The 14992-nt window shown below is 73.3% G+C and carries 15 protein-coding genes; 11 read left to right on the forward strand and 4 right to left on the reverse strand.

Annotated features, from left to right (window positions below; all coding sequences use genetic code 11):
- The first annotated feature begins 2 nt into the window (after positions 1–2).
- On the forward strand, positions 3–833 hold the full coding sequence (locus AC4IJH_RS14475; RefSeq protein ID WP_490852066.1) for an aldo/keto reductase: 831 nt from the start codon (positions 3–5) through the stop codon (positions 831–833).
- A 147-nt stretch (positions 834–980) separates the two neighbouring features.
- Here the strand turns inward: AC4IJH_RS14475 and AC4IJH_RS14480 are convergent, their stop codons facing one another.
- Complete coding sequence (locus AC4IJH_RS14480; RefSeq protein WP_490852067.1) at positions 981–1727, reverse strand: SDR family oxidoreductase; 747 nt, start codon at positions 1725–1727, stop codon at positions 981–983.
- A gap of 87 nt (positions 1728–1814) precedes the next feature.
- Between AC4IJH_RS14480 and AC4IJH_RS14485 the strand changes: the two genes are divergently transcribed.
- From AC4IJH_RS14485 to AC4IJH_RS14495, 3 genes are all read left to right on the forward strand, one after another.
- Complete coding sequence (locus AC4IJH_RS14485) at positions 1815–2894, forward strand: LysR family transcriptional regulator (RefSeq protein ID WP_490852068.1); 1080 nt, start codon at positions 1815–1817, stop codon at positions 2892–2894.
- A gap of 66 nt (positions 2895–2960) precedes the next feature.
- A complete protein-coding gene (locus tag AC4IJH_RS14490) occupies positions 2961–4451 on the forward strand; it encodes a S1 family peptidase (RefSeq protein ID WP_490852069.1) in 1491 nt (496 codons plus the stop codon).
- Between the two features lie 147 nt (positions 4452–4598).
- The gene (locus tag AC4IJH_RS14495; RefSeq protein ID WP_490852070.1) at positions 4599–5645 is read left to right on the forward strand and encodes a DUF1266 domain-containing protein; all 1047 of its coding nucleotides are present in this window, start codon (positions 4599–4601) and stop codon (positions 5643–5645) included.
- Between the two features lie 43 nt (positions 5646–5688).
- On the opposite strand, the gene AC4IJH_RS14500 is transcribed toward AC4IJH_RS14495, so the two are convergent.
- Positions 5689–6138: a nitroreductase/quinone reductase family protein gene (locus AC4IJH_RS14500; RefSeq protein ID WP_490852071.1), complete on the reverse strand. Its 450-nt coding sequence runs from the start codon at positions 6136–6138 to the stop codon at positions 5689–5691.
- Between the two features lie 152 nt (positions 6139–6290).
- Between AC4IJH_RS14500 and AC4IJH_RS14505 the strand changes: the two genes are divergently transcribed.
- The gene (locus AC4IJH_RS14505) at positions 6291–7241 is read left to right on the forward strand and encodes a YihY/virulence factor BrkB family protein (RefSeq protein WP_490852072.1); all 951 of its coding nucleotides are present in this window, start codon (positions 6291–6293) and stop codon (positions 7239–7241) included.
- Here the strand turns inward: AC4IJH_RS14505 and AC4IJH_RS14510 are convergent.
- The gene (locus AC4IJH_RS14510) at positions 7189–7509 is read right to left on the reverse strand and encodes a 4a-hydroxytetrahydrobiopterin dehydratase (RefSeq protein WP_490852073.1); all 321 of its coding nucleotides are present in this window, start codon (positions 7507–7509) and stop codon (positions 7189–7191) included. The genes AC4IJH_RS14505 and AC4IJH_RS14510 overlap by 53 nt on opposite strands.
- A gap of 212 nt (positions 7510–7721) precedes the next feature.
- On the opposite strand from AC4IJH_RS14510, the gene AC4IJH_RS14515 reads away from it, so the two are divergent.
- The 3 genes from AC4IJH_RS14515 to AC4IJH_RS14525 all read left to right on the forward strand — a co-directional run bounded on the left by AC4IJH_RS14515 (position 7722) and on the right by AC4IJH_RS14525 (position 11715).
- A complete protein-coding gene (locus AC4IJH_RS14515) occupies positions 7722–9536 on the forward strand; it encodes a hydroxysqualene dehydroxylase (protein ID WP_490852074.1) in 1815 nt (604 codons plus the stop codon).
- Between the two features lie 145 nt (positions 9537–9681).
- Positions 9682–10791 (forward strand): alpha/beta hydrolase, encoded by a 1110-nt coding sequence (locus tag AC4IJH_RS14520; RefSeq protein ID WP_490852075.1) that lies wholly within the window; start codon positions 9682–9684, stop codon positions 10789–10791.
- A 99-nt stretch (positions 10792–10890) separates the two neighbouring features.
- Positions 10891–11715 carry a helix-turn-helix domain-containing protein gene (locus tag AC4IJH_RS14525; protein ID WP_490852076.1) on the forward strand — a complete coding sequence of 275 codons (825 nt, stop codon included), beginning with the start codon at positions 10891–10893 and terminating at the stop codon, positions 11713–11715.
- Positions 11716–11727: 12 nt separating this feature from the next.
- On the opposite strand, the gene AC4IJH_RS14530 is transcribed toward AC4IJH_RS14525, so the two are convergent.
- Complete coding sequence (locus tag AC4IJH_RS14530; protein ID WP_490852077.1) at positions 11728–12096, reverse strand: nuclear transport factor 2 family protein; 369 nt, start codon at positions 12094–12096, stop codon at positions 11728–11730.
- Positions 12097–12338: 242 nt separating this feature from the next.
- On the opposite strand from AC4IJH_RS14530, the gene AC4IJH_RS14535 reads away from it, so the two are divergent.
- The 3 genes from AC4IJH_RS14535 to AC4IJH_RS14545 are packed head-to-tail and all read left to right on the forward strand — an operon-like array spanning position 12339 to position 14971.
- On the forward strand, positions 12339–13403 hold the full coding sequence (locus AC4IJH_RS14535; protein WP_490852078.1) for a fatty acid desaturase family protein: 1065 nt from the start codon (positions 12339–12341) through the stop codon (positions 13401–13403).
- 42 nt (positions 13404–13445) lie between these two features.
- On the forward strand, positions 13446–14357 hold the full coding sequence (locus AC4IJH_RS14540) for a DUF72 domain-containing protein (RefSeq protein WP_490852079.1): 912 nt from the start codon (positions 13446–13448) through the stop codon (positions 14355–14357).
- A 32-nt stretch (positions 14358–14389) separates the two neighbouring features.
- A complete protein-coding gene (locus AC4IJH_RS14545) occupies positions 14390–14971 on the forward strand; it encodes a TetR/AcrR family transcriptional regulator (protein ID WP_490852080.1) in 582 nt (193 codons plus the stop codon).
- The last annotated feature ends 21 nt before the right edge of the window (positions 14972–14992 follow it).

Raw genomic sequence — 14992 nt, forward strand, 5'->3', positions numbered from 1 at the left:
CCGTGAGCAAGGTCCCCACCATCACCCTCAACAACGGCGTCGCCATGCCCCAGCTCGGCTTCGGCGTCTGGCAGGTGCCGGACGACGAGGCGGCCACCGCTGTCGGGCACGCCCTGCGGGCCGGATACCGCAGCATCGACACCGCCGCGATCTACGGCAACGAGGAGGGCACGGGGAAGGCCCTCGCCGAGTCCGGCATCGCCCGTGACGAGCTGTTCGTCACGACGAAGCTGTGGAACACCGAGCAGGGGTACGACTCCACCCTGCGCGCCTTCGACGCCTCCCTGGCCAAGCTCGGCCTGGACTACGTCGACCTGTACCTGATCCACTGGCCGGCCCCGGCCCGGGACAGCTACATCGACACCTACAAGGCGTTCGAGAAGATCTACGCGGACGGCCGCGCCAAGGCCATCGGCGTCTCCAACTTCCAGCCCGAGCACCTTGAGCGGCTGCTGGGCGAGACCTCCGTGGTGCCCACGGTCAACCAGATCGAGCTGCACCCCTGGCTCCAGCAGTCCGAGACCCGCGCCGTGCACGCGCGCCACAACATCGCCACCGAGGCGTGGTCGCCGCTGGGCTCGGGCAAGGGCCTGCTGGAGGACCCGGTCATCGGCAAGATCGCCCGCAAGTACGGCAAGAGCCCCGCTCAGGTGGTGCTGCGCTGGCACCTCCAGTTCGGCAACGTCGTCATCCCCAAGTCCGTGACCCCGTCCCGGATCGAGGAGAACTTCGACGTGTTCGGCTTCGAGCTGGACGCCGAGGACCTCGGCGCGATCGCCGCCCTGGACACCGGCCGCCGCCTGGGCCCGGACCCGGCCACCTTCGACGCCTGATCCGTCACCCGGCCCGCGTCGGGGCCAGGCCCGTCACCGCCGCACCTCGGCGGGGACGGGCCTGGCCCCTTCCCGTACGCGGGGCCTGGCCCTTTCTCGTACACGGAGCCTGGCCCTTTCGCGCGACGCGGGACGGCGGCCACCGCCTCAGCGCAGGGCGTAGCCACCGTCCGGGTAGAGCGTCGAGCCGGTGGTGTAGCCATTGGTGAACAAGTAGAGGACGGCGCCGGCTATCTCGCGCTCGGTGCCGAGGCGGCTCAACAGGGCGGCCTCGGAGTAGCTTTCGGCGGCCGGTTCGCGGACCTCGGGCGGGCGCTGCGACCACAGATGGCCGTCGACCATGCCGGGGGAGACGACATTGACGCGCACGGGGGCGAGTTCGACGGCCAGGCCGCGGCCCAGACCCTCGATGGCGGCGTTGCAGGCGACGTAGGCCGGGGCCACGCCCGCGGGGCGCACGCTGGCGGCGCCGGACATCAGGACGATGGAGCCGTCGGGGGAAAGGTGCTCGGCGGCGTACTTGGCGGCGTAGTACTGCCCCCAGAACTTGGAGACGAAGGGGCTCTCGGCGTCCGCGTCGCTCAACTCCCGCATGGGGCCTGTCGTATAGGACGCGGCGGGGGTGAAGAGGTGGTCGATGCGGTCGGGCCCCTGGCCGCCGGGGCCGAAGCGGCCGAAGAAGGCGGCGAGGGACTCCTTGTCGGTGGAGTCGACGGTGTGCCAGCTCGCCGCCTCGCCCAACTCCCGGGCCGCGGCCGCGAGCCGCTGCTCGCTGCGGCCTCCCAGGACGACGGACGCGCCCGCGGCGACGGCCTGGCGGGCGGTCTCCAGGCCGATGCCGGAGCCGCCTCCGATGACGACGACGGTACGGCCGGTGAGTGCGGCGGTGCTCATGCGATTCCTCTCCCTGTGCGGGCGGTTGGGGTGATCACCGGCTCCAACCACTGGTGGGGCGCCGTCATTCCCCCGTACCTTCCTGGCATGGAGCTGGAGTTACGCCATCTGCGGACCGTCCGGACCATCGCCGATTCCGGCAGTCTCACCAAGGCCGCCGCCGTACTGGGGCTGGCGCAGCCCGCGCTGAGCGCGCAGCTCAAGCGGATCGAACGGGCCCTGGGCGGAGCGCTGTTCTGGCGCGACCACCTGGGAGCGCGGCCCACCCCGCTCGGGGAGATGGTGCTGGAGCGGGCGCGGGTGGTGCTGCCCGCCGTCTCCGGGCTCCAGGAGGACGCGCAGCGGTTCGCCAACGCCCGCACGGGGCTGCGCCGGTTCCGGCTGGGCGGTACGCACGGGCCGCTGCTGGGCGGGCTGGTGGACAAGCTGGCCGCGGCCCGGCCCGCGACGCCCGTCACCACCTTCACCTCCTGGTCCGTACAGGAGCTGAGCCAGATGGTGCTCCAGGGGCGCCTGGACTTCGCGCTGATCGGGACCTGCGGGCAGAGTCCGCCGCCGGCCACGGGGCGGATGAGCTGGCAGTTGGTGGGCACCGACCCGGTGTTCGTGATGCTGGCCGAGGGCCATCCGCTCGCCGGGAAGGCCGAGGTGGAGCTGGGCTGGCTGGCGGCGGAGAGCTGGACGGACGCGCCGGGCGAGGGCTGCTTCGCCGACTGCTTCGCCACCGCCTGCGCGCGGGCGGGGTTCACTCCGGCGTCGATGTACGAGACCGACACCGCCTCGTGCATCCATCTGGTGCAGGTGGGGCGGGCGGCGGGGCTGTGCCGGGCGACCTTTCCGCCGACGCCGGGGCTGGTGACCCGGCCGCTGGCCGGTGTCCCGCTGAGCTGGCGCCATCTGATCGGCTGGCATCCGGGCGCGCCGGCCGCGGCGCTGGCGCCCGCGGTGGCCTCGCACGCGCGGGCCGCGCACGCGGACGCGGTGCGGCGCAGCCAGGGGTACGCGCGGTGGCTGACGGGCCGCCCGCAGTACGGGACCGCGCGCGGGGACCTGAGCCACGCGCCGCACCCGGTCCGGCCGCCGTCCCCCTCGTCACCCCTCGCTCCTCCCGCACCCGCGTCACCGCCCGTGACGCCGCCTCATAACGCGGCGACAGGGGGTATTTGACAGGTCCGCGACGAGGTCCGGGGCGGCTACGTTGACGCCAATCCGACTCCCCTCAGGAGAGACGACATGCTGCGAAGACATGCCGTGTGGGCCGCGTGTACCGCCGCCTTCACCGCTCTCGGCCTCGCGTCGTTCCCCGCCTCCGCCGCTCCTCCCCCGGCCCCCTCCGCCCCCGCTCCCCAGGTCCCCTCCGGCGTGCTGAGCGCACTCGCCAGAGACCTGGGCATCACCGCCGACCAGGCCCGTACCCGCGTGGCGAACGAGGCCGCCGGCGGGCTGGTGGCCGACTCCCTGCGCAAGGACCTGGCGACCCGCTTCGCCGGGGCGTGGTTCACCGGTGACACCTCGCGCCTGGTCGTGGCGGCGACCGACGCGGACGGCGTGCGCGCGGCCCGGGCGGCCGGCGCCCAGGCCCGGCTGGCCGAGCACAGCCTGGCCGAACTGACCGCCGCCAAGGACGCCCTGGACCGCGCCGCACGCACCGTGCGGACCGTGGACGCGGCGCCCGTGTGGTACGTCGACGTGCGAGCCAACCGCGTCGTCGTGCGCGCCGCGCAGCCCGCCAGGGCCACGGCCCTGGTCTCCGCGAGCGGCGTGGACCGCGACCTCGTACGGATCGTGAAGTCGGCGGAGAAACCCCGGCAGTTGTACGACATCCGGGGCGGCGACGCCTACTACATCGGCAGCGGCAGCCGCTGCTCGGTGGGCTTCTCGGTGACCCGCGGCACCCAGGGCGGCTTTGTGACCGCCGGGCACTGCGGCCGCCAGGGCGCCACCACCACCGGCTACAACCGGGTGGCCCAGGGCACCTTCCAGGGCTCCTCCTTCCCCGGCAACGACTACGCGTGGGTGGCCACCAACAGCGACTGGACGCCCAGGCCCTGGGTCAAGGGCCCCGGCGGACAGAACGTGATCGTGCGCGGCTCCACCCAGGCCGCCGTCGGCGCCGCGGTGTGCCGCTCCGGCTCCACCACCGGCTGGCACTGCGGCACCATCCAGCAGCACAACACCAGCGTCACCTACCCGCAGGGCACCGTCAGCGGGGTGACGCGCACGACGGTGTGCGCCGAGCCCGGTGACTCCGGCGGCTCCTACATCTCCAACGACCAGGCGCAGGGCGTCACCTCCGGCGGCAGCGGCAACTGCTCCTCCGGCGGTACGACGTACTACCAGCCGGTCAACGAGATCCTGCAGACCTACGGGCTGACGCTGACCACCGAGGGCGGTACCGAACCGCCCACCGGCTGCGACAGCACCCAGGAGCGCTTCAGCGGCAGCATCAGCAGCAACCAGCGCCTCTACCAGCCCAGCAGCACCGGCTACCAGTCCGACGGCTCCGGCACCCACATCGGCTGCCTGGACGGCCCGGACGGCGTCGACTTCGACGTCTATCTGCAGAAGCTGAACGGCTCGACGTGGTCCACGGTCGCCGAGAGCACCAGCCCAGGACCCGACGAGGAGATCTCCTACAACGGGACCGCCGGCACCTACCGCTACCAGGTGCACGCCTACAGCGGATCCGGCGCCTACACGCTGGGGCTGACCCGGCCCGAGTGAGAGATACCGCCGCGGTGAGCCCCTCGGGGCAGCCGTGCACCGCCGACGCCGCCGCCCCTCCGCCATGGGTGGCGGCGTCCGGCGTGGCGGCGGTGCGCCCGCACCCCGGTGCCGGTCCGCCGCGCCGCGCGCCGTAAGGTCTCCTGCGTGGCTACTGCGGGATGGATGCCGCCGACCGAAACGGAACGGCGGCTGTGCGAGGCGACGGCACGCGGCGACGTGGAGGGGCAGATCGCGGCGGTGGCCGGCGAGGACCTGTATCTGGCGGTGCCGCCCCAGGGCCAGGACCCGCTGCCGGTGTACGACGACCCGGCGGCCGGCGGCAAGTGCATCCCCGTCCTCACCCGCGGCATGCTGCCGCCCTGGCACCCCCACCAGCTCTTCGACCGCGTCTCGCTGGAGGACCTGGCGCAGGACTGGCCGAACGACAAGTGGAAGCTCACGGTCAATCCGGGGACGCCGTGCGCCGCCGTGCTGCCCGCCTCGGCGCCGCACCGGGCGGCCTGGGCCCGCATCCGCGCGCACGTCGGCATCCGCCCCGGCGGTCTGCTGACCACCCACCTCGGCGGTCCGCTGCACGGGCCGCTCGCCCAGGCCCTGGCGTGCGGCGCGCCGATCGCGGTGCACCACAGCGTGCCGTGGAACGAGCTGGGCGGCGCCTTCCTGGACTACGCCTTTGACGCCCAGACCCTGCACGAGCAGTGGTCGGTGGGCGACCCGCTCAGCTGGCAGCAGCGGCTGGACCAGCTGCTCAGCGGCCAGTTCGTCCCCGCGGAGGCCGAGGCGGCGCTGCGCGCGCGGGCCGGCGCGGACGCGGACGCCCCCGACGTGCCCGAGCTGGTCACCAAGTACGAGGAGCGGTTCCGCGCCGACGGGCTGCTGCCCGCCGACGGCAGTGCGGCGGTGACCTCACTGCTCGCCCTCGACCTCGCCCACGCCGTCAACCTCGTGCGCTGGGGCCTGGGCGCGCGTTTTTGCGCGCCGCCCGAGGCCGAACAGGCGGTGCTGCGGGCCGGCGCGCTGGCCCGCGAGAGGTACGCCTCGTGGGAGGAGTTCTCCGCGGGCTACACGCTGGGCCGGATGCTGGCCTTCGACAACGGCTGGTTCGGCACGGCCTACACCGAGGCCCTGCACATCCACCGCGTCCTCACCCAGGACCCGGCCTCCCCCTGGCGGGGCCTGCCGTTCGCCTGACCGCTCCGCGCGCTGCGTCCTGGGCCTGTCTTCGACGACAGGCCTAGCGGCGGTGCAGCGCGACGAGGGGGATCGTACGGGCCGTACGCTCCCGGAACTGCGCGAAGTTCGCGTCCCGTGCGATCTGCCGGCGCCAGAGCTCCTCGTGCTCGCCCTCCGCCACCAGCTCCACCCGCGCCGCGAACCGCTCCGTGCCGACCTCCACGCTCACCTCTTCCGGGTGGGCCAGCGCGTTGTGGTACCAGCCGGGGGCGGTGGGCGCGCCGCCGTTGGAGGCGAAGACGACCAGGCGGTCGCCGTCGGGGAGGTAGACGAGCGGAGTGGTGCGGGGCAGATTGCTGCGTGCGCCCAGCGTGCTCAGGAGCAGCAGGGTGACACCCTCGAAGTCACCGCCGACCCGGCCGCCGTGGGACCGGAACTCCTCGATGACACGGAGGTTGAAGGGGTTGCTGTTGACTTCTGGGGCCGACGGGGCCGACTGCTGGCTGCTCATGCGGCAGACCGTACGGCTTCACATCGTGTGAGGGTCAAGTGCGCTGCGCGGCCGACACGCGGAACTCCATGCCTGGTGGGAAGCGTTGAGCCCGCGACCGGCCGGCGCGGTCGCGCAGACTGTCAGACACCACGAGAACACCGGAGAGCACAGTGCACGACACGGTCGGGAGCGAGCACGAGCCACGAAAACCGGAGCCCGGCCGCGCGCCCCGGCGCAGGCTGCGCCACTACGGCAGGGCGCTGCGCCGCACGCCGGTCTCGATCTGGAACGACGACGTCACCGACTGGGCGGCGAGCCTGACGTACTACTCGGTGCTCGCCCTGCTGCCCGCGCTGATCGTCACGGTGTCGCTGATCGGCCTCGCCGACCCGCACGCCACCGAGGACCTGATCAACCACATCAGCGCGATCGCGCCGGCCGAGTCGGGCGACACGGTGCGCCGGGCGCTGGTCGGCATGGCCCACCAGCGCACCGCCGCCTGGCTGCTGGTCGGCGGCGGCGCGGTCAGCGCGCTGTGGTCCTCGTGCAGCTATCTGGCGGTGTTCCGCCGCGCGCTGCACGCCATGCACCGGGTCAAGGACGACCGCCCTCCGTGGCACAAGGCACCCCGCATCATGGCCACGGCGCTGCTCCTGATGGCGCTGCTGATCAGCAGCGCGGTCGCCCTGCTGGTGAGCGGGCCGCTGGCCCGCGCGGTGCTGCGGGCGGTGGGCCTGGGGGCTGCGGCGGAGGGCACCTGGAACGTACTGAAGTGGCCCATGCTGGTGTTCGTGGCGGCGGTGCTGGTCCTGCTGCTGTACCGCTCGGGCCCACCCGTCTCGCGCGGGGTACGGCAGCAGGCTCCCGGCGGTGCGCTGGCGGTGCTGCTGTGGCTGGTGGCCTCGGCGGGGTTCGCCGCGTACGCCTCCTACATCGGCACGTTCAACCGGCTGTACGGCTCGCTGGCCGGGCCCGTCGTCTTCCTGATCTGGCTGTGGTTCTCCCACCTCTCGCTGCTCAGCGGCGCGCAGTTCAACGTCGAGCTGGCGCGCGCGGCCCAGCGGCCCGTCAGCGGGCGCCGTGACCGGAAGCGATCTCCTCGACGCGGCGCGCCAGAGTGAAGTCCAGCCCGGTGATGCGGCCGCCCGCGCTGTGGGTGTTCACCGACAGCGTCAGGGTGTTGTAGCCCAGCAGCAGATCGGAGTGGTGGTCCAGCTCGTCCTGGATCTGGGCGACGTGGACGACCATGACGGCCGCCGCCAGGTGCCGCTCGAAGGTGTAGGTACGGGTCAGCCTGCTGTCGGCCGCCGACCAGCCCGGCAGCTCCGCCAGCCGGTCCTCGATCTCCTTGTCGGTGAGGGGGTCCGCCTCTGCACCCAAGCCGCTCATACCGTTCCGCCTCTCGTGTCTCAGGAGCCGTGCGCCCGCGCCAGGGGCCGTACGCGGCAGTGTCCTCGATTCCACCAGCTCGGGCCCGGCCCGCCGAGGACGCTTTCGCGCCAATGTACGCACGGGCCTGCCGTGGCCTTCCGGGCTGCCCGGGGCGCTTCTATGCTCCTGCGCCTGACGCGGCTGTTACCTACGGTAGTGGGTGGTTGAGCATGGCGGGGAGACAACGCGAGGACGCCGGGCGCGGTGGTGCGGGCAGCACCCGGCGCGCGTTCGTGGGCGGCGCGGCGGCGGTGGGCGGGGCGCTCGCCCTGGGCGCCGCCCCGGCCGTGGCGGCCGGGCGCCGGCGGGCGGGGAGCGGGAAGCCGACCGTGGCCGTCCTGGGCGGCGGGGTGGCCGGGCTGACCGCCGCCCACGAGCTGGCCGAGCGCGGCTTCGCGGTGACGGTGTACGAGCGCAAGGCGGGCGGTCTGGGCGGCAAGGCCCGCAGCATGGACGTCCCCGGCAGCGCGAGGGGCGGGCGCCGGCCGCTCCCGGGCGAGCACGGCTTCCGCTTCATCCCGGGGATCTACCACAACCTCCCCGACACCCTGCGGCGCATCCCCTTCCCCGGCAACGCCAACGGCGTGCACGACAACCTGGTCGCCTCCACGGAGGTGATGCTGGCCCGTACCGGAGGGCGCGAGGACATCCGTATCCCCTTCTCCACCATCGGCAAGCCGCCGCCCGTGCTGACGCCGGATGCGTTCCTGCGGATGCTGACCGGGCTGCTGGAGACCTTCGCGCACTCCCCCGCCCACGAGATCGCGTACTTCGCCAACCGCATCCTGGTCTACTTCACCAGCTGCGACGCGCGCCGCCTTCAGGTGTGGGAGCGCACGCCGTGGTGGGAGTACCTCAGGGCCGAGCGGATGTCGCCCAACTACCAGCGGCTGCTGGCCATCGGGCTGACCCGCAACATCGTCGCCACCAAGGCGGAGATCGCCTCCACCCGGACAGTCGGCAGCTGTGCCGAGGCGTTCATCTTCAACCTGCTGGGGCGGGGCGCGGACGGCGAGCCGGACCGGGTGCTGAACCTGCCGACCAACGAGGCCTGGATCGACCCGTGGGTGGCGTATCTGCGCTCCCTGGGCGTGCGCTTCGAGATCGGCTGGTCGGTACGGGAGCTGAAGCTGGCCGGCGGCCGGATCACCGAGGCGCTGGCCGACGGGCCGCGCGGCGAGCGGGCCGCGATCACCGCGGACCACTTCGTCCAGGCGATGCCGGTGGAGCACGCCCGCAGGACCTGGAACGCGGCGCTGCGGGCCGCCGACCCCCAGCTGGCGCGCTGCGACCGGCTGGCGACGGACTGGATGACCGGCATCCAGTTCTATCTGACCGAGCCGACACCGGTCATCCACGGGCACGTCAACCACATCGACTCCCCCTGGTCACTGACCGCGGTCGGGCAGGCCCAGTACTGGAAGAACCGCAGCTTCCCGGCGGACTACGGCGACGGGACGGTGGCCGACTGCCTGTCCGTGGACATCTCCGAATGGGACAAGCCGGGCATCCTGTACGGGAAGACCGCCAAGCAGTGCACCCGCGAGCAGGTCGCACGCGAGGTGTGGGCGCAGCTGAAGGCCGGGCTCAACGACACCGGCGCCGCGGTACTGCGGGACTCCACGCTGCACTCGTGGTTCCTGGACCCGGCCGTGGACGGCCTGGGCACCCCCCGCCCCACCAACGACGAGCAGCTGCTGATCCACCCCACCGGCACCTGGTACGACCGGCCCGCCGCCCGTACCGCGATCCCCAACCTCTTCCTGGCCGGGGACTACGTCGCCGTCGACATCGACCTGGCGACGATGGAGGGCGCCAACGCCTCCGCCCGGCAGGCGGTGAACGCCCTGCTGGAGGAGACCGGCTCGGGCGCCGGGCGCTGCGCGGTGCTCAAGCCCTACCGGGCGCCCGAGTTCGAGCTGCTCAAGAAGGACGACGCGATACGGCACCGGCTGGGCCTGCGCAACGCCTTCGACGTGGGCTGACCTGCGGGCACGAGACCGCCCGGCCCCCGTGCGGCCGCCCGGCCCGTTTTCCTGCCCACCATTGCCTGCCCCTCGGGGGACACCCTGTGTGACGATGGAGGCCAACGATGCCGATGGGGCAGCGAGGTCTGAAGGAGACGGGGCGGTGCACATCACAGGCGTGCCCTTCCTCGTCGTGCTCTGCGCCCTGGCCCTGCTGCCGCTGATCGCGCTCTTCCGTACGAAGGGCAGGTGGCGGCTGCTGTGCGGCGTGCTGGCGCTGTGCGGGGTGCTGCTGGTGACGGCCGGCTTCGTCAACCGGCACTTCGGCTACGCCGAGACCTTCGGCGACCTGGTCGGCTCCGGGCTGCGCGACCCCGTCGCACTGCGCGCGGCCGACGGCCCCGACCAGGTGCGCACCGCCCTGGAGCGGGCCGCGCGGGGCTCGGCGCAGGAAGGGGTGCTGGCCCAGCTGCCGGTGCCCGGCACGCGCAGCGGCGTCAAGGACCGCACCGCCTACGTCTACCTCCCGCCCCAGTACTTCGACCCCGCCTATGCCGGCACCCGCTTCCCCGTACTGGAGCTGGTGCACGGCATGCCGGGCGAGCCCGAGGACTTCCTGGAGACGCTCAAGACCGACCGGCGCTACGACCGCGCGCTCACCGCCGGGGGAACCGGGCCGATGGTGCTGGTCTTCCCGGACGGCAACGGCTCGCGCTGGCGCTCCACGGAGGGCGTGGACGCGGTGCGCGGGGAGCGTGCGGAAACGTATCTTGCCGACGATGTCGCGGCGACCGTGGAGCGGCTGTTCCGCGTCCAGCCGCGCGGCAGGCACTGGGGGCTGGCCGGCTTCTCGGTCGGCGGCTACGCCGCGGTCAACCTGGCCCTGCGCCACCCCGGCAAATACGGGGCCGCGGCCTCCCTGAGCGGCTATTTCACCGCCGTGGAGGACAAGTACACCGGCGACCTCTTCAAGGGCGACGAGCGCGCCAAGCGCGAGAACTCCCCGCTGTGGTGGGCCCGCAACAAGCCCGTGCCCAAGGACACCGCCTTCTACCTGGTGGCCGGTTCGAAGGACGACTACACCTGGAAGCAGAGCCCGCTCTTCCAGCGCGCGCTGCTGGAGGCGGGCGCGGACGTGGAGCTGGTGGTGCAGCCCGAGGGGCGGCACGACTACCGCGCCTGGCGCAAGGCCCTGCCCGACCTGTTCAACTGGGCCTGGACGAAGCTGCGCACGCCCGAGCTGGCGAAGGACTTTCCGGTGCAGCGGCCCTAGGCGCGGAGATCCGTCAGAAGCGCCCGGCGGCCGGCCGCGCGGCCGTGGCCGGCCGCGGTCGGTATCCGGGTGCGAGGGGGCGTCGGTTACCGTCGGCGCATGACGAGTGCTGCGGCCATACCGGAGACGGGGCAACGGACGGCGGGCGTGGGGGCGCTGCTGCGCGAGTGGCGGGACCGGCGCCGCATCAGCCAGCTGGAACTGGCGCTGCGCGCCGAGTCCTCCGCCCGGCACATCAGCTTCATCGAGACCGGCCGGGCGCGGCCCAGCCAGGACATGCTGCTGCGGCTGGCCGATCACCTCCAGGTGCCCGTACGGGAGCGCAACGCCCTGCTGATCGCGGCCGGTTACGCGCCGCAGTACCCCGAGACGCCGCTGGACGACCCGGCCATGGAGACGCTGCGGGCCGGGATGCAGCGCCTGCTGACGGCGTACGAGCCCTTCCCCGCGCTGGTGATGGACGCGACGTACACCGTGCTGGCCGCCAACGCCGGGATCGAGATGCTGCTGGAGGGCGTCGCCGAGGAGCTATTGCGGCCGCCGATGAACGCCCTGCGCATCACCTTCCACCCGCAGGGCCTGGCGCCGCGCATCCGTAACTTCCTGGAGTGGCGCGGGCACCTCCTCGCCCAGGCCGAGCGGCAGTTGGCGACGTTGCGCTCGGCGCCGCTGCGGGCGCTGTGCGAGGAGCTGGCCGCCTATCCGCTGCCCGAGGGCGGGCGGGAGGTGGCGGCCGACTCGGGCGGGCCGGTGCCGTTCGCGCTGCCGATGATGATCGAGCACCGCGGGCGGGTGCTGTCCTTCACCTCCACCATCGCCACCTTCAACACCCCCATGGACGTGACCGTCTCCGAACTGGCCCTGGAGACCTTCCTGCCGGCCGACGCGGAGACGGCCGCCTTCCTGCGCGGGCCGGGCGCCTGAGGGCGGGGCCGGCTAGGCGGCGGGCAGCCGGTCCAGGAAGCCCAGTACGGAGGAGATGCGGCCGTCCTCGGCCAGGGTGATGACGTCGAATCCGGCGACCGGCGCCGAGCCGTCGGCGGCGCAGACCAGCTCCCAGGAGAAGCGGGCGGTGCGATGGTGCCCGTCGACGGAGCCCGAAGCGGTGAACTCGTGGCCGGGGAACTGCCGTTGGGCCCCTTCGATCGCGGCCGCGAGCCGCAGGTGCCCGGCGACGTCGGCGAGCGGGTCGGTGTAGGTGGCGTCCTCGGTGAAGGCCGCGGCGACGACCTTGGCCAGCGCCGGGGAGTCGGTGGTGTTCCAGGCCTCGAAGTAGCGGGCGACGGCGGACTCGTACGGGTTCATGGCGGCCTCCGGTCGGGCAACTGCTGGTCAGGGCCGAGGCTCGGGCCGGAGTGCGCCGGCCCGAGCGCCGGTGGCTCCACCCTGCCGGGGCGGAGCGGGGGCGTCGATTACGCCGCAGGTAATGGCGTTGGCCGGGGGCGGCAGGTGTATCCAGCCCCCCTGCGTACGGGGAGGACAGCCCCCGGGGAGGACGGGGGTTCACCGGCTGTCGGCGCACCGAGCGCGCCAGAAGACTCTCGGGTATGACAACCAGCATCCAGCCGCCCCCTGCCACCGCCGCCCCGGACGGCGGACCCGGCAGCGACTTCGCGCGGCTCTCGCGCCGCATCTCCCAGGAGGGGCTGCTGGCCCGCAGACCGGGCTACTACGCGGTGCGGCTCTCCCTGGTGGCGGGCGCCTTCGCCGGTGGCTGGTGGGCGTTCGCGGCGCTGGGCGACTCCTGGTGGCAGCTGGCGGTGGCCGCGTTCCTGGCCGTGGTCTTCGGCCAAGTGGCGCTGGTGGCCCATGATCTGGCGCACCGTCAGGTGTTCTCGGCGCGCCGTCCCAGCGAGATCGGCGGCCGGCTGTACGGCAATCTGGGCATCGGCATGTCGTACGGCTGGTGGATGACCAAGCACACCCGCCACCACGCCAACCCCAACCACGAGGAGCTCGACCCGGACGTCGCGCCGGACATCCTGGTCTGGTCGCGGCAGCAGGCCCGCGCGGCCCGCGGTGTACCCGCCTTCATCGGCCGCCATCAGGCGTGGCTCTTCTTCCCGCTGCTGACCCTGGAGGGCTTCAACCTCCATGTCTCGGGCGTACGGGCGCTGCGCTCCCCCACCCTCAAGCGCAAGGGCCTGGAAGGCGGCCTGCTGCTGGCGCACTTCGCCCTCTACCTGGGCGCGCTGTTCGTGGTCCTGCCGCCCGGCAAGGCGCTGGCGTTCCTCTTCGTCCACCAGGCCCTGTTCGGCGTCTATCTGGGCTCCATCTTCGCCCCCAACCACAAGGGCATGCCGACGCTGACCGGCACCGAGCGCCCGGACTTCCTGCGGCGCCAGGTGCTCACCTCCCGCAATGTGCGCGGCGGCCGGTTCACCGATCTGGCGCTGGGCGGCCTCAACTACCAGATCGAGCACCACCTGTTCCCGAACATGCCCACCCCGCACCTGCGCCGCGCGCGGCCGATCGTGCGCGACCACTGCGCCCGGCTCGGCATCCCGTACCACGAGACGAGCCTCGCGGCGTCCTGGGGCGAGGCGCTGCGCCACCTCCACGAGGCCGGCGAACCGCTGCGCCACCGGGGCCGGGGCGGGCGGGAGCGCTGAGCGGCGCCGCGTGGGGACGGCGGCGGCGGGTAGCAGCGCGCCATGGGAGACATCCTGGTGGGCACCTGCTCATGGACGGACCGCGCGCTGGTGACCAGCGGCTGGTACCCGCCCGGGGCGCGGAGCGCGGAGGGGCTGCTGCGGCACTACGCCTCGCGCTTTTTCCTCGTGGAGGTCGACTCGACGTACTACGGGCTGCCGAGCGCGGACCGGGCGCGGCAGTGGGCCCGGCGCACCCCCGACGGCTTCGTCTTCGACGTCAAGGCGTTCGCGGCGCTGACCGGCCACAGCGTGGCGGCCAAGGCACTGCCGGCCGATCTGCGGCCGGCGGACGGGGCGCGGCGGTCCGGGCACGCCCTGGACCCGGGTGTGGTGCGGGAGTTGGGGCGGCGCTTCGCGCAGGGGGTCCGGCCGCTGGCCGAGGCCGGGCGGCTGGGCGCGGTGCTCTTCCAGTTCCCGCCGTGGTTCGCCGCGGGCGCGTGGGCCGAGGAGCGGGTCGCGCGCTGCCGCGCGCTGGTGGCGGGACTGCCGGTGGCCGTGGAGTTCCGGCATCCGTCCTGGCTCCTTGAGCCGCGGCTGGGGCGGACCCTGGACCTGCTGCGGTCCTGCCGGCTGCCGCTGACGGCCGTCGACACCGCGCAGGACGTGCCCGGCGCGCTGCCGCCGGTCGCCGTCGCCACCTCGCCACAGCTCGCGTACGTACGGCTGCACGGCCGCAGCCGGTCCTGGGGCTCGGGCAGCAAGGAGGACCGCTTCCGGCACCGCTACCGGGCGGCGGAGCTGGCGGGCTGGGTCCCCCGCATCCGGGCGCTGGCCCGGCACAGCGCCGAGGTCCATGTGCTGCTGAACAACTGCTGCGGTGACGCGGCGGTGTGCGCCGCGGAGCTGCTGGTGGGGCTGCTGCGCCAGGACGGTCTGGCGGTGCGGGAGTCCGGCACCGCCGAAAGTTATTGACCGATCGGTCTCGAAAAGCCTAGGGTCGGGGCATGGCACGGACCAAGGGATTCGATCCGGAGGCCGCCCTGCAGGCGGCTCTCGAGCTGTTCTGGCGGCGCGGCTACGAGGCGACGTCGATGGCCGATCTCGTCGAGCACCTCGGGATCGCCAGGGCCAGCATCTACGCCACCTTCGGCAGCAAGCACGAGCTGTACCTCAAGGCGCTGGAGCGCTACAGCCGCCTGTCGGACCCGGGGCTGATCGAGGAGCTGTCCCAGCCGGGGCCCGCGCTGCCCGCCGTACGGGGGCTGGTCAGGCGGTTCGCCGAGGAGGCGGCCGCGGACGACCTGGGGCGCGGCTGCTTCATCACCAATACGGCGGCGGAGCTGGCCGCGCACGACCGCGCGGCGGCCGTCCGGGTCGAGGCGAGCTGGGCCGTCCTGGAGACGGGGCTGACCTCCGCGCTGACCCGGGCGCGCGCCCAGGGCGAGCTGGCCGCCGACCGCGATCCGCGGGCGCTGGCGCGGATGCTGCTGGTACTGATGCAGGGGCTGCGCCTGATGGGCAAGTCCGGGCAGGAGCCGGGGCGGCTGCGCGAGGCGGCGGAGCAGGCACTGACCCTGCTGGACTGAGCCCGCGGACGCGCCCCGCAC

The organism is Streptomyces sp. UF-297, assembly GCF_058245575.1.